The 20,698-nt window shown below is 32.7% G+C and carries 16 protein-coding genes; 11 read left to right on the top strand and 5 right to left on the bottom strand.

The genetic code is table 11. The annotated features are described in order from the left end of the window. The first annotated feature begins 4 nt into the window (after positions 1-4). A complete protein-coding gene (locus LB076_RS07610) occupies positions 5-790 on the top strand; it encodes a DUF2189 domain-containing protein (protein WP_066336985.1) in 786 nt (261 codons plus the stop codon). A gap of 176 nt (positions 791-966) precedes the next feature. After that, on the top strand, positions 967-1,827 hold the full coding sequence (gene ypfJ / locus LB076_RS07605; protein WP_066336983.1) for a KPN_02809 family neutral zinc metallopeptidase: 861 nt from the start codon (positions 967-969) through the stop codon (positions 1,825-1,827). A 60-nt stretch (positions 1,828-1,887) separates the two neighbouring features. Here the strand turns inward: ypfJ and LB076_RS07600 are convergent, their stop codons facing one another. Beyond that, entirely contained in the window at positions 1,888-3,372 is a 1,485-nt protein-coding gene (locus LB076_RS07600) for a YifB family Mg chelatase-like AAA ATPase (protein ID WP_066336981.1), read from the bottom strand. Between the two features lie 46 nt (positions 3,373-3,418). Between LB076_RS07600 and LB076_RS07595 the strand changes: the two genes are divergently transcribed. Further along, positions 3,419-5,218, top strand: a complete 1,800-nt coding sequence (locus LB076_RS07595) for a recombinase family protein (RefSeq protein WP_066336980.1) — start codon at positions 3,419-3,421, stop codon at positions 5,216-5,218. Positions 5,219-5,287: 69 nt separating this feature from the next. Next, positions 5,288-6,001: a hypothetical protein gene (locus LB076_RS07590; protein WP_066336972.1), complete on the top strand. Its 714-nt coding sequence runs from the start codon at positions 5,288-5,290 to the stop codon at positions 5,999-6,001. A gap of 99 nt (positions 6,002-6,100) precedes the next feature. On the opposite strand, the gene LB076_RS07585 is transcribed toward LB076_RS07590, so the two are convergent. Beyond that, positions 6,101-6,703, bottom strand: a complete 603-nt coding sequence (locus LB076_RS07585) for a recombinase family protein (RefSeq protein ID WP_066336970.1) — start codon at positions 6,701-6,703, stop codon at positions 6,101-6,103. 1,547 nt (positions 6,704-8,250) lie between these two features. Between LB076_RS07585 and LB076_RS07580 the strand changes: the two genes are divergently transcribed. Together LB076_RS07580 and LB076_RS07575 are read left to right on the top strand one after the other, a co-directional pair. Continuing rightward, a complete protein-coding gene (locus LB076_RS07580) occupies positions 8,251-8,520 on the top strand; it encodes a hypothetical protein (RefSeq protein ID WP_066336967.1) in 270 nt (89 codons plus the stop codon). A gap of 194 nt (positions 8,521-8,714) precedes the next feature. After that, positions 8,715-11,432 carry a hypothetical protein gene (locus LB076_RS07575; RefSeq protein ID WP_066336965.1) on the top strand — a complete coding sequence of 906 codons (2,718 nt, stop codon included), beginning with the start codon at positions 8,715-8,717 and terminating at the stop codon, positions 11,430-11,432. Between the two features lie 319 nt (positions 11,433-11,751). On the opposite strand, the gene LB076_RS07570 is transcribed toward LB076_RS07575, so the two are convergent. Then, the gene (locus tag LB076_RS07570) at positions 11,752-12,522 is read right to left on the bottom strand and encodes a hypothetical protein (protein WP_066336958.1); all 771 of its coding nucleotides are present in this window, start codon (positions 12,520-12,522) and stop codon (positions 11,752-11,754) included. Between the two features lie 20 nt (positions 12,523-12,542). Further along, on the bottom strand, positions 12,543-13,133 hold the full coding sequence (locus tag LB076_RS07565) for a hypothetical protein (protein ID WP_066336956.1): 591 nt from the start codon (positions 13,131-13,133) through the stop codon (positions 12,543-12,545). A gap of 41 nt (positions 13,134-13,174) precedes the next feature. Between LB076_RS07565 and LB076_RS07560 the strand changes: the two genes are divergently transcribed. The 5 genes from LB076_RS07560 (at position 13,175) to LB076_RS07535 (ending at position 18,533) form a co-directional block, all read left to right on the top strand. Further along, entirely contained in the window at positions 13,175-13,519 is a 345-nt protein-coding gene (locus tag LB076_RS07560) for a hypothetical protein (protein ID WP_066336954.1), read from the top strand. Between the two features lie 1,207 nt (positions 13,520-14,726). After that, positions 14,727-15,161 carry a GNAT family N-acetyltransferase gene (locus LB076_RS07550; RefSeq protein WP_066336946.1) on the top strand — a complete coding sequence of 145 codons (435 nt, stop codon included), beginning with the start codon at positions 14,727-14,729 and terminating at the stop codon, positions 15,159-15,161. Positions 15,162-15,167: 6 nt separating this feature from the next. Then, positions 15,168-16,319 carry an amidohydrolase gene (locus LB076_RS07545; protein ID WP_066336943.1) on the top strand — a complete coding sequence of 384 codons (1,152 nt, stop codon included), beginning with the start codon at positions 15,168-15,170 and terminating at the stop codon, positions 16,317-16,319. Further along, entirely contained in the window at positions 16,309-17,460 is a 1,152-nt protein-coding gene (gene alr, locus LB076_RS07540; RefSeq protein WP_066336941.1) for an alanine racemase, read from the top strand. The genes LB076_RS07545 and alr overlap by 11 nt, the downstream gene beginning before the upstream one ends. Next, positions 17,460-18,533: an alanine/ornithine racemase family PLP-dependent enzyme gene (locus LB076_RS07535; RefSeq protein WP_066336937.1), complete on the top strand. Its 1,074-nt coding sequence runs from the start codon at positions 17,460-17,462 to the stop codon at positions 18,531-18,533. The genes alr and LB076_RS07535 overlap by 1 nt, the downstream gene beginning before the upstream one ends. 84 nt (positions 18,534-18,617) lie before the next feature. Here LB076_RS07535 and LB076_RS07530 read toward each other — a convergent pair whose 3' ends face one another. After that, positions 18,618-20,687, bottom strand: coding sequence for a protein-disulfide reductase DsbD family protein (locus LB076_RS07530; RefSeq protein ID WP_066336934.1), 2,070 nt, complete (start codon positions 20,685-20,687; stop codon positions 18,618-18,620). Positions 20,688-20,698: the final 11 nt, after the last annotated feature.

Below are 20,698 nucleotides of genomic sequence, written 5' to 3'. Positions count from 1 at the left end.
AATTATGACCACTACACAACAAAAAATTGAAAAAATAAAAGCCAATGGTTTGGAGTTGGATTTTGGAACCGTCTTTAATGATGCTTTTGAAAACTACAAAAAAATCGCATTATATGCCGGATCCATAATCTTAGTATTTTCGGTACTGATGGGCATGCTTTTGGCAGGAGGTTTTGTTCTAACCTTTGGCATGGCCGCTTTAGCGCAAATGGCAAATCCAGAAAATTTAGCCCTCGAAAACCTAGTAGGAATTAACTTATTTATTTATTTAGTATCTCTCATTTTGATTTCTCTTTTAATAGGTCCTTTTTTTGCTGGCTTTATTAAAATGGCCCAAGCTGCAGACCGAGACGAAGCATTCAATAGTAGCGCCATTTTTACCTACTATAAGGCTCCTTATTTTATCAAAATAATTACTGCAACCTTAATTATTAGTATCAGCAATGCGGTTCTTTCTACATTATTTAATTACATCAATTTACCTTTATTGGGTAGTTTCAGTAGTATCTGCATTAGTATTTTCACCCTTTTGACCATTCCTTTAATTATTTTTGGTAACTTAAATCCTACAGAAGCCATTACTGCCAGTATCCAGCTGGTTTTAAAAAATCCATTTGTGATTGTAGCATTAATTGTCACTGCATTTATTGGTTCTTTAGTAGGTTTTGTGGGCTGTTGTATTGGCGTATTTTTTACCATACCTATTATGTATGCGCTAAATTATGCCCTTTATAAAGCCATAATAGGATTTGACGATCCAGAACAACCAGAGGAATTGCCTTTAGTATAACCTATGGTTTTAGATCCATTTAACCCTGTAAAATAGCCCTCGACTAAAGTAACTACTTATTTTGGTGTTTAGAAACCTTCTTGAAAAACTACTTTTTTTAAAATTTAAGCGCTTTTTTTACCAAAAAAAAATTAAATTCGTTTTTATAAAATTTAAAAGCTCAAAAAAACAACACTATGAAATGGCAAGGCAGACGCAAAAGTGATAATTTAGAAGATCGAAGAGGCATGTCCTCTGGTGGCAAAACAATTGTAGGTGGAGGAATTATTGGCATTGTAATACTGCTCTTAAATGTTTTTGGTGGCGAAAATGCCCAAATGCTCACACCCATATTAGAGCAAATGAACCAAGGACAAAGTGCCCCTACAGAACAAAGAGATCTAACTGCAAAAGAAATAGAAGAAAGAGATTTTGTCAATGCCGTGTTGGTGGATAATGAAGATGTTTGGACTACTATTTTTAATGAAAATAATTTAACGTACAAAAAACCAAATTTAGTTTTGTTTACAGGAGCTGTAGCCACTAAATGTGGTAATGCTTCTTCGGATTCTGGCCCTTTTTATTGCCCTGGAGATCAAAAAGTGTATATGGATTTGTCTTTTTTTGAAGAATTAAAAACTCGTTTTGGGGCCAAAGGTGGCGATTTTGCAACAGCCTATGTGATTGCTCATGAGATAGGACACCATGTGCAAACACTATTAGGCACTTCTGCCAAAATGCGCCAGATGCAACAAGGCAAAAGCAAAGCAGAGGCTAATAAATTGTCTGTTGCTTTGGAGTTACAAGCAGATTTTTACGCAGGGGTTTGGACACATTACAACCAAAAAATGAATGCCATTCTTGAAGATGGTGATTTAGATGAGGCTTTAAGTGCCGCTCATGCTGTAGGAGATGATGCTATACAATCCAAAATGCAAGGGCATATTGTTCCAGAATCCTTTACGCACGGAACTTCTGAACAACGTAAATTTTGGTTTCTTAAAGGGTATAAAACAGGAGACATCCAACAAGGAAATACGTTTGAGTCTATACGATAACTCTAGCGTCAGAATAACAAAAAAAATTGGGAGCAACTCCCAATTTTTTTTGTTTATAGACTATCCCAACCAACCATCACGATCCAAACTCCGGTATTGTATTGCTTCGGCAATGTGGGACGATTCTATACTAGCAGAGGGTTCCAAATCGGCAATGGTACGAGCAACTTTTAAAATTCTGTCATAGGCTCTAGCAGAAAGATGCAGTCGTTCCATTGCTGTTTTTAGTAATTGCTTTGATTTATCGTCTAAGGCACAATACGCTCGAATTTGTTTGGTATTCATTTGGGCGTTGTAATGAATGTGGGGCATTGTTTCAAATCTACTGGTTTGTAGTTCTCGGGCTGTAGTGACCCGTTTTCGGATAAGGATGCTACTTTCGGCTTTTTTATCCTCGGATAATTTATCAAAAGGTACTGGGGTTACTTCAATATGTATGTCAATTCTGTCCAATAATGGCCCCGATATTTTACTTAAATACCGTTGCATTTCGTGTGGCGAAGAGGTTTGTGGTGCATCTGGATCGTTAAAAAAACCGCTTGGACTCGGATTCATGCTAGCCACCAACATAAAAGACGAAGGATAGGTAACCGTAAACTTGGCTCTAGAGATGGTTACCTCTCTATCTTCTAGAGGCTGGCGCATGACCTCCAGAACATCGCGCTTGAACTCTGGTAATTCATCCAGAAACAATACGCCGTTGTGTGCCATTGAAATTTCTCCAGGTTGTGGGTAGCTGCCCCCGCCTACCAATGCCACATTAGAGATCGTATGGTGCGGACTCCTAAAGGGGCGTTGGTGCATCAAACCTACTTCTTTCAATTTACCTGCAACGCTATGTATTTTGGTGGTTTCTAATGCTTCGCGCAAGGTCATGGGCGGCAAAATACTAGGCAAACGCTTTGCTAGCATTGTTTTTCCGGCTCCAGGCGGACCTATCAAAATAATATTATGTCCTCCTGCAGCAGCAATTTCCATGGCTCTTTTGATAGACTCCTGCCCTTTCACGTCCGAAAAATCAAATTCCGGAAAATCTAAATCTTTATAAAACTCTTTTCGGGTGTCTATTACGGTGGGTTCCAACGTGCCTTTCCCTTCCAAAAAATCAATAACTTCTTGTACGGTTTCTACGCCATAGACGTCTAATCCGGCAACTATTGCAGCTTCTTTAACATTTTGCTTTGGCAAAAAAAAACCTTTAAAACCTTCTTCTTTTGCTTTTATAGCAATGGGCAATGCCCCACGTATGGGCTGCAAACTCCCGTCCAAGGAGAGTTCTCCCATGATGATGTATTGTGCATACTCTTGTGCCTTTATTTGTTCCGAAGCTACCAGAATCCCAATGGTTAAGGTCAAATCATAGGCAGATCCTTCTTTTCTTAAATCTGCAGGAGCCATATTAATGGTGATTTTTTTGCCTGGCATTTTATATCCATTATTTTTGAGTGCCGCAGCAATCCTATAGCTACTCTCTTTGATGGCGTTGTCTGGCAAACCCACTAAATGGTATCCTATTCCGTTATCTATATTTACCTCACTTGTTATTGTAAACTAGTAGGTATATATTTGCGGTACTTTAAAACTGTTAAAAATGGATAGAATAGGTATATATGCAAGGGTTTCAACGACAGACGGCAAGCAATCTTTTCACAGGCAAATACAAGACCTTACAAGAATCGCCTTACAACACGGATATACTAACGAGCAAATAGATGTATTTGCCGAAATGGTCAGCGGATACCAAAAGGACAGACCCGAAATGAATAGGTTGTTAAGCATAATAGAAAATGAACCGCAAACATACAAAATAATATACTGTACAGAGATAAGCCGTGTCGGTCGCAATCCAAAAAATACACGTGAAATAATCGACAAGCTAACAGAGTTAAACATACCGTTATGGATTGATAGTATTAAACAAGCTACAATCGATACCAACGGTAAAAGAAATATAATAGTTAGTATCATATTACAGGTATTAATGGAATTTGCTGATTTGGAAAGTGAACAAATGAAAACACGTATGGCAAGCGGGAAAATGAAGCGAGCCAAAGAGGGTAAAACGTCAAATAGTGTGCAACCATACGGTTACACAAGCGATGCAAACGGTTATGTTATAATAGATGAAGAGGAAAGGTTAATAATAGAACAAATATTTGATAGTTATAAAAACGGTACAGGAACACGTATAATAGCACAAACGCTTAACACTATGCTAATACCAACAACACACGCAAAAAGAAACCCAGACAAAGTATATAAGTATAATAAATCAATACCAACCATAGAGGGTAATGAAATAAAGTGGACTGATGTAGTAGTACGACAAATATTAATTAATCCAATTTACAAAGGAGAACGAAAGTATAAAGATGAAATTATAAAAGTTGACCCAATTGTTAGTGTTGAGGTGTTCGATTACTGCAATGTATTACTCAAATCAAAGAACACAAGAAACATATTAACCAAATACGAATACTTACTTAAAGATGTTATTCGTTGTGGTTGTTGTGGTCGTGTGTATATGGGTCGTTATGTTGCGGGTGGTGATGCAGTTTACAGATGTACATCCAGTTTGAAAAAACGATGTGCAAACCGTAGTATTAATATTAGTTTGATTGAAAGTGTTATTTACAATCTTATTATCAATACTGATAGTGTATTAAAAACATTAGACAATCCAAACGTGTTACTAAACCAAATCAAAAAGGAATTAACACAACAAGAACAGTTACTTAAGAATGAACAAAAGGAACTAACTGCAAAAGAGAAACAACTCGAAAACCTTTTAACGACTATGACACTTTCACAGAATCCAAACTTTAGTTTATATACTAAAATGGAAACTGACATACTAACACAAATGACTTTATTAAAAGATAAAATAGGACTTTTAAAGAGAGATATTTTCTCTAAGGTAACAACTGTTAAAAACTTCAATATTGAAGCTACAAGCCGAGATATGATAGTTAAGGCGCAACACAACCGCCCCGAGTTAAAGAGTATATTCAAACAGTTTGTGCATAGTATTATAATTAATGATATTGGTAATGGTTATGTACTTGCTAATCTAACGATAAAGATTAACGGTGTTGTTTATACGAACCAACGACTAAAGTTATTTATATATGCGGATGGTGTGCGCAAATATGGTGGTCGTAATCAAAAGATTTATAAATACATATCAGTACTTCATTTTCTTAATGACCCAACGTATAAGGATAATATACTCACAACCCCGATACAAGATATTAAAGAAGAGTTTGACCGTATACAAAATGATATTCATAATCCTTATGACGTACCAACTGATTTTAAATTTAGAGTTGAACCTAAAACATATAACATACTCAAAGAAAATAGATTATACATTAATGAATTTGATTTATGATTTGTTAATAAGAAAATAATTACTTAATATTTGCATTCAAATATAGAAAGCAAACTAATATATACTAAAATGGAAAACTTAACACTAGAACAAAAGAAAGAGAAATTAAGACGTGAATACGAACAAGATTTAAATGAAGCACTTGAAAGACTTGAAAAAACTGAATCCGCTAACAATGAAAGAGTAAATGTAACTGCAAATATTGAAAGAGAATTTGACAAATTAAGTGATGCAATTACAGCTAACAGCCAAAATATACGTTCACTAATTTCAAAATTCAGAGAAGATTACTATACCGATTTTTTTATTAATATTGGTGATGCACGTATGCAAACACTTAAAAGACAAGCTAAAGAATTAAAAACACTAGAGAAACAACACAAGCAAGAAAAGGATATTATAAGTTCAATATATAATTTAAAATTTGATACTGAACCTAGTAACCAAGTTATAAGTGTTGAGGAAAGAATAACAAAAGCACTTGCAAAAAGAAGTCAAGGCACTAACGGCATTCCAGACTATAGAGTATTAATTATTGATGGTAAGGCTAAAGCAATAATCAAACAAGATGGTACAGTTATGTTATCTTCAATTAATGTACCATATAGTGTTAATGATGGTAATGTAAGCGTAACAAAAAATGCTATACTTAAAAGTGTTGTATTTGTAAAAGAAGCAAACAAGGATATAAATAAGATACCAACTGAAAATGTAATTGAATTAGACACTTTGAATGAGGAACAGCAAGCAAGTGTAAAAGAATGGATTGAAAAAAACAACTAATTACTATGTTTAGGAACGCTTCAAAAAGTAGATAATATATTATATACAACCAAAGTAAAAAGGCTATCAATTACGATAGCCTTTCTTTATTATATACCTTTACTGTTTAACTAATATTCCTTTCACTTTTTGTACAGTCGCAAGGCTTACACCGCTAATACTTGCTATTTTTCTAAGTGATAAATCTGGATGGTTATTAAGTGTTTTAACAACTAGTTTATACTTTTCTAGTACTTCGCTATCACTTGCACCACTACCCTTTACACGTCCTTTAAATTTACCCAGTGCAACCGCAATCTTAATTCCTTGTGCTTGTCTTTCTTTAGAGTTGGTACGTTCCATTTCACTAACATTTGCTAACACGTCCGAAATTAGTTTAAACGTTGGATTAACTTTATTGTTAACAAGGCTTTCAATTCCAAGGTTATCAACTTTAAGCGTAACATTCATTTTATTGAAGTACTCAATAGTACTTTGAATTTCGTATGTACTACGTCCTAAACGGTCGATTGCTTCTACACTTACATAATTAACTAAACCGTTTTCAATAGCTTCAATTAACTTGCTGGATTCAGTTCTTTCATTAAACGGAACAACACCGCTAACAACATCAATAAATACTTGTTCGTCTTTATTTGCATTGATAGTTTGACGGATTGTGTTTTGAGTTGCTGAGCTTACTCTTATGTATCTTGCTTTCATAATTACCTTGTTTGTATTGAACACTACAAATGTAATTGATTAGCTTATTGTATGCAAATAAAGTATACTTTATTTGCGGTCAATTATAAAGATAAATGAGAACGTTTTACCTAGATGTATGAGTGTATTTGTACAACTACTCTAAACGCATACACAAATTATCATTAACAAGGAGTACAAGTAATGATGTAATCAAAAAAAAATACCTACTTTTGCAAATAGGTATTCAAACTACTAAACCGCCAGACCCACTAACTAAGTCTAACGATTTTAATTTAGATTAGCGTTTTACTTTAATCTCAAAGATTAGCTTTCTAATCTGTTTTAATAGGTAACTAAGTAAATAGATACCAAGCATAAACCAAAAATAATCTAAGTACTTCATTGTATTTACATTTAGAGTTAATAACTCTATCAATTAAGCCAAAGGTACGAACTTTGGCTTTTTTTGTGTTAGTCCCTCTAACGAGTTATTGTGTTGCAAATATAAATGATTCTTTTGTAGTAAAAAATTCAATGTATTTTTGAAAAATTTCAATTACCAACACTAATTTCAAATAACAATACACTAATTGAAAAACTGTAAGAATAATTGAAAAACTATAACACTAATTTCAAATAGCAATACACTAATTGAAAAATTGCAACACTAATTTCCAATAACAATACACTAATTTAATTAACTAATTTATAAACAATTAAGTAGAGTTATTAACAACAAGCAAATATCCTTTTATATACCATCATAAATACACTAAAGCCTTAAATAAATCTATTTGTATCACCTCAAATAATAATGAAAATAAATTACTCAAAGCATTTGTTTAAACATTAGATATTAATAAGGTTTTTAATGGGTTAAAGACCGATTGCTAAATTAAATGTGTTGTTTTTACAGGAGCAGTTATATCCTTTTTGGTACATAATAGAACATATACGGTACATAATAGTATAACCAAAATATATAAAATATTTAAAGGACAAATCCGAATGTACTACTCTATTTGCAATTGTACACTATTATTGAGGGAGGTAACGAGAGCAAACGAAAACCTAATTTACTAATACAGGGGGGCGGGGGGGTAAATTTATAAATGCTAAAATCCCAACGATGGATTCTTTGCACTCCTACCCTATTATTTACTACTTGGTCAAATAACTAGCCGTCTTCAATTGCAATTGAGGCAAATTTCGCCTCACTTTATTCACTACATTTCAAAACAACTAATTGATTTACAACACATTAAACCTATAAAACACCTTGCCGAAAATTGTACTTTTTTAAGAAATAATAAGTTTTTCGGCAAGGTAAGTGTGTTATTTATAGATTATTTACATATTAATTCCTAAAAATAAAAAGTTAATTATAAGTTAAATCTTAAGTAACTACATCTACTAAACATCTACTAGTCAATATATTAGTTAAATTAATGAAAAATAATAAGTTAAATTAAGCTTTTACCTATTTACTAATGCACTAATGTTTAGTATAATTGAAGTATAACAGTTTAGAACTGTACAATAACGCAAAGTCAGATATTAAATGAATGATAGACAAAACGCAACGATGGATACTTAATGTACCACAAGAAGAACTAACCTTACAACAACGTAAAGATGCAATGATAATGTTAGGAATGTTAAATGTATGTGGTGATTATGCAACCGCAATCATTAAGGTAAAAGAATTATGGGTAAATGGTATTTTACCATTAATACCAACAAATGATGAAGGATACAACGCAAGAAAGGTTGCACGACATTTAGCAATGAAACGATTAAAGAACGCATATTTTTTTCATATAACACAAGCTTAATAAAAGCACAAAACCCTGTACTAGTTGCACAGGGTTTCATAAAATAATATATAGGTTACAGGTCGCAAAGCCAACACTAGAATAAAGTGGTTAAATAACCTATATAAAGATTGATTGCTATTCAATATAATACTACTATTTTTTTTGATAGTAAAGTATATACTCAATTAATTGACCGCTAATCTTTAAAATAAGTGGTAAATGATAAACAAGTAATTAAAATCAAAGATTACATTTCAAATGATACAATTGCAAACGATGCAATAACAAATTTCACACATAACAAATACATAATAAAAGGTAGTACAGGAATGGGAGGTACATCTAGTATCCTAAACATAAAAGATAAATCTGTACTAATAATAACACCTACAACAGGAATAATAAAAGGTAAAGAACTACACGCACAATCACACCATCTTTCAATATATCGTGGGTCAAAAGATAAATGGCAAGATGTTAATGATAGGTTATTCGATGGCGGTAATATTATTATAACGGTAACTTTTGACCAATTAGTTATGTTAAAAGAAAAGAACTATCCATTATACTTAAAAATCTGTAAGATTAATTGGTTTGTTGATGAATTTCAAGTTTTTTGTGAAGCAGAATACCGCAAAAATGCAAGTAGTGCTTTTTTTCAAATCTTTACGGATGCTAAAGTACCGTTTATACTTTCAACAGCAACACCAACACACAAAATGATAGACATTCCGTTACACGTTCAAGATAATCTTGAAGTGATACACATCGAACACATAACACCAAAAACTAAGAATGTGAATGTACAACCTATGATAGGCTATTACAATTTTATTAAGCAAGAACTAGCACAAGGTAGAAAGGTTGTAATATTCACCAATGACATAAACAAGTACAAAAATATACTACACCAAGATAACTTTGGTGACCAAACTCAAATACTCGTTGGTGAAAAAATAGCAATTAAAACATCATTGATTAAAGCTAGAACACTAGATGAACAAATGAAGATTGAAACAGGTGAGATTGACACATCAAAAGATATTTACATATTATCTACTTCGTACACCATTGGTTTTGATATTGATTTTGATTGTAGTCTTGCTATATGTGTAGACGGTAACAACTTTGCAGAATGCAAATATATAAATGACATAGTACAAGCCTTTGGACGTTGCAGAAAAAATGTTTTTAATGCTACAATTTTTTATAGTGGAATAAGTGAAAAGCTGATACCTAGTAGAATTGATGTGTTGAATGCTCAAAATGCAATTGTTAATACTGAGTGGACATCCGATTACTTAACGCAAATACAACCTCATATCAACACGATAAACAAAGCATTAACATTCAATGTTGATTCATTGATTCAATCGCTTAAACAAGCTAATTTCAACGTTAAAGATATGACAGCAGATGCAGATAAGCCGAAAGCACCAAAAGGTGGATTAACCTTTGCAATTAACAATATAATAGAACAAGATATTGAAGTAACTAAACCACAAGTATTAACGATACTTAACAATATCGAGGGTGATGACATAGAGTTTAACGGTTTTGGAATTAAACCTATATTAATACATTCATACGGTTATATTGCTAAGGTTACGCAATCACAATACTTATTGCAAGTACCTGATAAAATAGATAGATGTATTGATAAACTAAAAGCTTTTTTTGATGTTAATGATGAATTAATGTTAGAGTATAAAAGTATAGAAAAGTACAAACGTTATCACATTACAAATAAGCAGAAAGAGATGGCTATTGCGCATGGCGCAATTATGAATACTGAAAAATATAATGAATATCATCATACGTTTATAGGTGATGAAGCATTTAGAAAAATTAAAGAAGCAATTGAAGCACTGTATTGTATTAAAGGTATCAATGATGATTCACTAGTACCATTACGCACACGTAAATTTATTAAAGGATTTAGTGCTATTAGTGAAGTATTATTAAATGCTTATGCCGATGGATTAACAAACGATACAGGGTTAGATATAAAAAAGTTAATAAAAGATAAAGATATTGAAACGCTTAAAACTATAAAAGTGGATAGTAACCACGCAAAGCATAACTATTTTAAGAATGTACCAAGAACACTTGGAACTAGACTTAATGAAATACTTAATGATAATGAAGTATGCGAGTTTAACAGTAGTGAAATAAACCAATTTAATCAAAAACTTGCAAGTATAACAAAGTCATTATGTGAATGTAAAAATGGTGTGTATGCAAGTTATATAAGTAATATTTATTCAATCAGTAAACAAAAAGAGAATCATAACAATATGATTTTATTTCTATTAAGTAGTTCCGTTGCGGGACACGTTGCGGGATTTAAACGCACTACAACCGATGATAGAGAATTTAACATCATAACGAAAACAACTAGACAGTTAAGAAGCTTAACGCCTTATGAAATGGTCACGTTTGATATTGATTCAGAGTTTGCAACGTTTGTTGATGATATGGTTGGTTCAAATATTAAAGATGATGTATATAAAAACCTTATGCGTGAGTATGGAATATGTAGAGCAGATGCAAAGAAAAAATACAATAGTATTCTTAATAGTTGGCAAGCACCATTGACCGAAATAACAAAGGTATTAACTAAATGTGGATATAGTATCAAACAGATTGAAGAACTAAAAGTTATCATCAAAACTGGTAAGGGTTCTTTCTATCGTAATATGACACCAAGAGAAAAGAAAGCAGTTGAAACATTTGTTGAGGTTAATGACATACACAAATATACAAGGGTTCACGATGCAATAATGTTTATGAAGTCAGATAAGACAAACTATATTACTCAATTTGGTTCATTACGTTTTAGTACTGATACTAAGTTTGATACTGAAAGTACAGAAAAATATGCAGTTGATTTAGCTAAATGGATTGCCGAACGTACAACCACTAAATAGAGAAGTTAACACACATTAAATAAAGAATTGAGGCAAATTTCGCCTCATTTTTTTTACCTTTTTTTAAGACAATCGTAGTGATAGTAGGAGTTAAAAGAGGAAAAACACCTCGCCGAAAATTGTACTTTTTTAAGAAATAATAGGTTTTTCGGCAAGGTGGTTAACTTAAAAACTATATATCGAATAACATCAAATTTCAGTCATTACGATAATGTTACAAATGAAAAGCTATATACTAGCAATGGGTTTGTATATAATCTTAAAGTAACATAAACAATGATTAATAATAAAAAAGGCTACACATGACGTATAGCCTTTTTTATTCATTAAATAAATTATCAATTTTAGTTATATACACTTTTTCTTTTTTTAATTTATCTGTAATTTTAAAAAAAATGTACTTATCATTAAAGTATAATAACTCTTGTTTTGAATTTGGAAATTTAATATTAACTTCACTTATTACCTTTTCAATATTAATAATATTATCTGGAACAATAAAAATTTTATGAAGATTTTTACTGAAATAATTTCCTATAATTAAATACAATATTAATAAAAAAAAGTTGCACATTTTAAAAAGTTCTTTGCTAGTATCTTTTGCAAAATAATAACATCTATTTAGAACATTGTTTAACCAAAAAATAATTAGACAAATTAAAACTACATCAAATTTAAATTCCCGATAAATGGGTTTACTAAACATAAATCTTATATAGTAAGCTAAAGAACCAACGTAAATTAAAACAAATAGAATTTTCCACTTTCTTAATTCCTTTTTTCTATATTTTTCGTAATCATCAGTACCTAAATATTCAATAGGCTTTGTTTCATCCTTTATAAAAAAAATAGTATCTGCAAATAATCCAAACATAGCGGAAGAGAAAGCAATAATTAGAAATATAAGAATTAAAATACCATCAGGAACAATTTGAGAGATTGAAAAAAAACGAATGTATGAATAATCAATATTCATTAACTCTAATGCTTGCCACAATCCACCAATAAAAGCTGGAACAACAATAATAATATTTAAATTTTCTTTTAGAAAATTAACAATTGTTTGTAATTTAATACTTGTTTGAATCATTTAATTTTATATAAGTGTTATTAACCTAAAAGTTCACGAAACTTCATTTTTAATTGATGCTTAATTTGAAGTAATTTATTTTCAGTTACACTATATGGTATTGTAAAATAATCAACATCTGCTTTTTGGATTTCATTAACTCGGTCAATTTCATTATCAAAATAAATAGTATCCCAGCTATTAATGTAATCTTGAATCATCTTTTCGGTAGAATCATCAAAATATATTAATTTACTTTTAAAATAATTTTTAAATTCTATATGAGACTTTACCAAATGAATTGATTTTATTTCTCTTTCTGTTTCAGGTAATTGACTAAATGGACTGACAAATCTTTGAATTAAATCATAGTTTTCAGTTATATATACATATGTTTTTTCCAATACTTCAAATCGCTTTTGGTGTAACTTGGTAAACTTAAAATTTTCTTTCGATTTTAAATGTGTTAACTCAGTTTGAAATTGAGATATTTCTTTTGAATGTTCTTTTTTGAGTTCTTCAAGTTTCTTATCAAATGAATTTTTAATACTACCTTTGATAATTAGAGATACAATAAGAGCTATTAAACTTGGAATTAATGAATGTATAATTAAATTTTGATAATCTTCCATTTGTATTTTTTAATTAATTAATTTTAAAAATTTATAAATGTATGGAAAATTACATACTTATTCTTACAGCACCAAAATTAAATATTCCTGAGTCAAATATCATTGAATTCATATTGGACTTAATCAAATCAAATTTGGTAAAGATTGAACATTTTGGTTATGAACTTGATAATCCAGCTGATTATGAAAATGATGATATGATTGCAACACGACTTGGAACATCGTATTTTACATTTCAGTTTGAATTGAATAAACTTGATTACGATGATTATACTGAAGAAGAAACACTTCAATTAATAGTTGACCAATTGCAAACAAAACAAATTGGTAATATCATCATTGATGATAAAGATGTTGATGTATATATAAAATATGATAACAGATAAAGAAATAGATTTAACAAGACTAAATATTTAAATAATAAATGAGTGTTTATTTAAATATTAAAGAACATCAAGATAAAATAATTGAACTTGAATACGAACTTGAAATTACTAAACGAATCGATACTTACAGTGGTCAAACTGTAATTAAACTTGAAAATGAAATAAAAAACCATGAAAAACATATTAATTTCTTTGAATTACTATTGAATATAATAAACATTTAAGAATTATAAATTTTTCTAATAAAATAATACAACTGAATACATATAAAGCTACCTAGAAATGAGTAGCTTTTTGCATTGTATTTACTCCCAACCGCACAAGGTATATCCAAGGCGTTTAGCTTCATCCTTACTAGTTTTCTTAACTTGGTGAGTACATCGGCTTAATCCTTTGCAAGATTCGCTTAAGTGATACTTAGAAGCCGTTTTACTTATACATATATAGACATCGCTTGAACTAGTATTTGTATTTACTACCACGAGCGTAAGCATACAAAACAATAATTTCATATTATATTGATTTTTAGTTATTTACATTTCAAATTAACACCTACTAGTATATAATTATTATTTCTACGGTTATTGTTGTAGCTTCTACTCCAAAAACTGCGCTACCAAAAGTTTTAATTAGCATCTTGATTTTTTTTCTAAAAATAAACATTTTTTAAAGAAATCCATAATTTACAATAACTAATGCCTTAAAAACAAGCCGTTAGCAGTTTTATATGTTTTTTGTAAAACAAAACTGTAATTTTAGAACACAGCCCAACAAAGGATCCATTGTGGTTTAAAATGGTATAGGGAAAAGAAGTCTACCGGTAATTTTATGGTGAGTCATTGTGCTTCATTCAAAAAAAAGGGACTTGCTTTTAGGAGCCATCCGCACCCAAATAACTATAATTTAAATAGTATGTGCTGCATTTTTAAAAAGGCTTTGAGAGGTATTGAAGGTCAATGGGGTTCTTTTTTGGATATATTTTCTTATATTAGCAATATTTATATTTCTTTTTTTAGCTTAAAAAAGGTTGTTTAGGTCAAAAAAAAACAACGCTTGCCTACTCCTGACAGAGAATACTCTCTAATTTTAATAATCAGCAAAAATAAATTACCTTTAGGCAACCAAATTTCAAAACATTTCCTTGTAGAGCATAAGGATTTTGATTTGTGCCTTTAGCATACTAACATAACTTAAACATACAACAAAAATGGATTTTAAAATAATTAATGCTACAACTGGATCAGATCAAAAATATAGCAATCAAGTTATTGCCGAGTTTCTATTTACTCATTTAGAAGAATATGGCGATAAAGTTGCGGATATTTTAAAATGTATTGACTACGTAATGAACCCAAACAAAGGAGGAGATATTGTAGTGGGTATAGACGAAGATAAAATTGTAGGAGTTGTAATACTCAACAATACCGGAATGCAAGATTTTATTCCCGAAAATATTTTAGTATACATTGCGGTTGATAATTCGCAACGAGGTAAAGGTTACGGTAAACAACTAATGCAAAAAGCCATTGCTACTGCCAAAGGAAATATTGCACTACACGTAGAGCCTAACAATCCTGCTAAAAAATTATACGAAAAACTAGGTTTCACTAACAAGTATTTAGAGATGCGCCTTGTTAAATAACTAAAAATGGAAAACTCCAACCCAAGCATTGAAGCGTTATCGCTATTGCGAAAGGAATTGCACCAATATCCAGAAGTTTCTGGTAACGAGAAAAATACTGCTCAACGTATCATTTCATTTCTGAAAAACTATCCTCCTGACGAAATCATAACCGAAGTAGGGGAACATGGTATTCTTGCCCTCTACAAAGCAAAAGCAGCTGGCAAGAAATTACTCTTTAGATCCGAACTAGATGCCTTACCCATTGAAGAAACCAATACATTTGCACACCGTTCTACAATTGAAGGTGTCTCGCATAAATGCGGACATGACGGACACATGGCTATATTGTGCGGTTTAGCAATGAAACTATACCATAAAAGACCCGATACCGGTACTGTTATGTTGTTGTTTCAGCCAGCCGAAGAAGATGGTAGCGGAGCCGCAAGGGTTTTTAACGACCCTAAATTTGATTATAAACCCGATTTTGCTTTTGCGCTTCATAATTTGCCCGGGTATCCAAAACACCAAATTGTTATCAAAAACAACACCTTTACCTGCGCTGTAAATAGTATGGTTATACAATTAAAAGGAAAAACAGCACATGCAGGTGAGCCCGAAAAAGGAATCAACCCAACACTTGCCATTGCTGCTATTATTTCTAAATTTAATAGCGCCATCCAACCCGATATTTCTCAAAGCGATTATTGCTTAATTACTCCTATTTATACCCGAATTGGGTCCAAGGCTTATGGTGTTTCTGCAGGAGATGGCGAAGTTCATTTTACGGTAAGAAGCAACAGCAATGTACAAATGAAAAATGTAGAACGCTTTTTAGAAAACACCGTAAAGGAACTTGCAAGCCAATTCCAACTCGTATCTTCTATAGAGTGGATAGAGTGTTTTCAGGCTAACGAGAACAATCTACAAGCTGCACAACACATCCGTCAAGCCGCAAAAACCAATGGTCTAGAATTGCTTGAAAAAGAATTTCCTTTTACATGGGGAGAAGATTTTGGCCTTTTTACCCAACAATTTCCTGGAGCCATGTTTGGTCTGGGATCTGGATTAAAAACTCCAGCATTACACAACCCAGATTACGACTTTCCGGATGAAATAATTACTACAGGAGTTGCCACTTTTTACACTATTACCAAACAACTATTACATGCACACTAACTCAAGCATTGAGCTCAATCAAGCTGCTTATCAAAATAACATTGCTTTTTTAAAAAAAACTTTCGGAAAAAAGGTTCTTCTTTCGTCTGTAGTTAAAGGAAATGCCTACGGGCATGGCATACAAGAGTTTGTGGCTATGGCTTATCGTTGTGGGGTGAATCATTTTTCTGTTTTTGATGTAGAAGAAGCCAAATTAGTCTACCAAACCCTACAAGACAAGGTGAAAATCATGGTTATGGGCTTGGTGCAGGAGCAAGATATGGAGTGGGTAATTGCAAACAAGGTCTCGTTTTTTGTGTTTGAAAAAACCCGTTTGACCCAAGCGGTCCGTACTGCCAAAAAACTCCAAAAACAAGCCCGAATCCATCTAGAAATAGAAACTGGAATGAACCGCACTGGTTTTGAAAAAAAAGAACTCAGCAGTATTATTCCTTTTTTAAAAAAAGAAAAACAACACCTTTATTTAGAAGGAATATGCACCCATTATGCTGGTGCCGAAAGTATTGCAAACTACCATCGAATTGAAAAACAAATCAATAAATTTGAGGAAATTTACCAATACCTTTGCCATAATGAACTGCAACCGGAGATCAAACATTCTGCATGTTCGGCTGCATCTATCATGTTTCCACAAACCCGAATGGATATGGTACGAATTGGAATTATGCAATACGGTTTGTGGTCCAGTCCAGAGGTATTTGTTAATTATCTGAATAGCAAAAAAAACAAAATCGATCCTCTAAAACGCGTTATTAGCTGGAAAAGCAACGTAATGAGTGTTAAACGAGTAAATGTAGGCGATTTTATAGGGTATGGAACTAGTTTTTTGGCCGAAAGAAAAATGAAAATTGCGGTGGTACCTATAGGATATTCCCACGGATATAGTCGTTCTTTGAGCAATCAAGGAAGGGTTTTAATCCAAGGCCAACGATGTATTGTGGTAGGATCTGTCAACATGAACATGATGACGGTGGATGTTACAGATATAGAAACTGTAAAAACAGCAGACGAAGTAGTTTTGATAGGAACGCAAGAAGAGCATACGGTTTCTGTAGCTTCCTTTAGTGATTTTAGTAACCAATTGAATTATGAATTATTAACCCGAATAGCAAAAACAATTCCTCGTAAAATAATAGAATAATGGCATTTATAAAATTATATAGAAACAAACTAGAAGAGAATTTCCAATTTCTGGATACTATTTTTAAATCCCGAAACATCCAATGGGGTGTGGTTTCTAAACTATTGTGTGGAAACGAAATTTATTTGAAAGAAATTATAGCTCTAGGCGTGAGAGAAATTCATGACTCCAGAATAAGTAATTTACGCAAAATTAAATCCTTGGATCCAAGCGTACAAACCGTTTATATCAAACCTCCAGCCAAAAGAAGTATCGAAGATATTGTGCGGTATGCAGATGTGAGTTTCAATACCGAAATTTATACCATCGAGATGCTCTCCAAAGAAGCGCAAAAGCAAAACAAAGTACACCAAATCATTATTATGATTGAAATGGGAGATTTGCGCGAAGGAGTTATGGGAGAGGAACTAATAGAATTTTATGGTGCTATTTTAAAACTTCCAAACATTGAAATTTTAGGTATTGGCACCAATCTTAATTGTTTGAGCGGCATCATGCCAACTCAAGACAAATTAATACAACTAAGCTTGTACAAACAATTGATAGAGGCTAAATTCAATATCCATATTCCGTGGGTATCTGGAGGCACTTCAGTTGCTATACCGCTAATCTTAAAAAATGCGCGCCCCATGGCGGTAAATCATTTTAGAATAGGCGAAGCCCTCTTTTTTGGTAAAGATCTTTTTAGCGGCGATACCATTCAAGGCATGCATAACGATGTTTTTAAATTATATACCGAAATTATTGAAATTACGGAAAAACCAGATGCTCCAATTGGAGAATTGGGCGAAAGTGGTGTAGGAAGTACCTATGCACCAGATGAATCTGAAGATCTAGGAGAAACCTCTTTAAGGGCTATTTTAGATATTGGTTTACTAGATATGCAGCCCCAATATATTGAAGCGGATGATTTGGATATTACCATCATTGATGCTAGCTCGGATATGTTGGTGGTAGACATTTCTAACTCCAAAAAAAATTACAAAATAGGAGATTTAATTTCTTTTAAAATAAAATACATGGGTGCGCTGTACTTATTGAGCTCGGATTATATCGAAAAAACAATTGGTTAAATCCTTATATTGATAAAAAGCTGAGAAAAACTAGAAGCCCTAATTTTTCTCAGCTTTTTTTTTAGAAACCACCAACTAGTGGTTTTATTTTGATTTAAATTCTGAAATCCCTGCTTGCAACCAAAAAGTATATTCTTTAAGACCTACATAACTTATAGTGGGCGTAGTTGTATTTAAACTATTGCCTTCTAAATCCGTCAAAACATACAAAGGTTGCGTATTGGTCTGGTATTTAGAGATCATAAAATCAGTCCATTTATCTCCTACAGTTACAATTTCTGCGGCTGTTTGGTTCGAAATAAATTGCTCTGCTTTGGGCAATTCTCTCTTATCATCTACATATAAAGAAACCACCACTACTTCATTTTTCAAGAGCTTTAAAACAGTGGCATTGGACCAAACATTGTTTTCCATTTTTCTGCAATTAACACAAGCATAGCCCGTAAAATCTAACATAATGGGTTTGTTTACCGCTTTGGCGTATGCCAATCCTTTGTCATAATCTTCAAAAACAACAATGCCATGTGGGCCACTCGTGGCTCCTTCGGGCAACTCTACAATAGTATTACGTGCCGAAGAACCCAAACCCATAGGGCTTTCGCTATAGGTTAACGGAGGCGGAAATGCACTGATTATTTTTAGGGGAGCGCCCCACAAACCAGGGATCAGATAAATAGTAAAAGTCAAGACAACCAAGCCCATTGCTAGCCTTCCTACAGAAATATGTGTTAACGGACTATCGTGAGGCAGCGTAATTTTGCCAAATAAATAAAAAGCTAAGGTTCCAAAAATTGCAATCCAAATAGCCAAGAAAACTTCTCGCTCCAATAAGTGCAGTTGCAATACTAAATCTGCATTGGATAAAAATTTAAAAGCCAAGGCCAGTTCTAAAAACCCTAGAAAAACCTTTACGGTATTTAGCCAACCGCCTGATTTAGGCAAAGATTGCAGCCAACCCGGAAACATGGCAAAAAACATAAAAGGCAACGCTAGAGCCAACGAAAAGCCAAACATCCCTACAATTGGGGCTATGCCGCCTTTGGAAGCTGCCTCTACCAATAAGGTCCCTACAATAGGACCTGTGCAAGAAAAAGATACAATTGCTAAGGCCAAAGCCATAAATAAAATACCAATTAAACCTCCTCTATCGGCTTGGTTATCTACTTTATTGGCCCACGAATTGGGTAACATAATTTCAAATGCACCTAAAAAAGAAGCTGCAAAAGTAATCAATAAAACAAAAAACAGAATATTGAACCAAACATTGGTCGATAGTGCGTTGAGTGCATCGGCTCCAAAAATCCAGGTAACCAAAAACCCCAGCATTACATAAATAACAATAATTGCTAGGCCATAAACCATTGCATTACGGATTCCTTGCGCTTTTGTTTTACTTTTTTTGGTAAAAAAACTAACCGTCATGGGGATCATCGGAAAAACACAAGGAGTCAACAAGGCTGCAAACCCCGAAAAAAAAGCAATAAAAAAGATCGTCCAAAGCCCTTTTTGTTGGCTTGTGGCAGCCATTGTATTGCTTGGGGTTTTCTTGTTTTTGAGGACCACTGCTGCTGTAGCTGCCGTATCGGGTACAAAAGCATAGGTTGTTGTTGCTGTATCCAGTACGATGGGTTCTGCCTGTGTGGTAGCACTTGCTTCTTGGAGAGTTGTTTTAGTATCTGGGATTAAAGCGCTGCTGCCTTTTTGCGTAGGCAAAACAAATGTAAATTTCTTTTGTTGGTTGATACACACTTGTTTGCAGACTTGGTAGTTCAAGACGACTTCTACTTTGGTCAAACTCGGATTGGTAACTTTTATTTCTTGGGTAATTTGTGCCCTATTTTCAAAAAAAGTTTCGTTTACTTCAAAAACATCGTTATAGGCTGTTTTGGTTTTGCTTTCTTTGGCTTTGCCAATTAGGCTGAAATTTTCTTTTTGATTTTTAAAAACTACCTCAAGAGCCAGCGGACCACCATCGGGAGTAAATTGAGAATACAAGTGCCAATCTTTTTCAATAACGGCATCTAAGACCAAAATATACGTTTGCTCTTGTTTTTGTTCCACTTTTGTAGTCCATTTTGCAGGATCTAAAATTTGGGCATTGATTTGGACAAAAGCCAATAATGCTAGGAGTAAAAAAGTGTGTTTTGAAGTCATAAAGCATTTTT

The organism is Flavobacterium crassostreae, assembly GCF_001831475.1.
GTDB classification, from domain to species: domain Bacteria; phylum Bacteroidota; class Bacteroidia; order Flavobacteriales; family Flavobacteriaceae; genus Flavobacterium; species Flavobacterium crassostreae.
The sequence above is the reverse complement of the archived record's forward strand: the minus strand, read 5'-3'. Positions and strand labels throughout refer to the sequence as shown.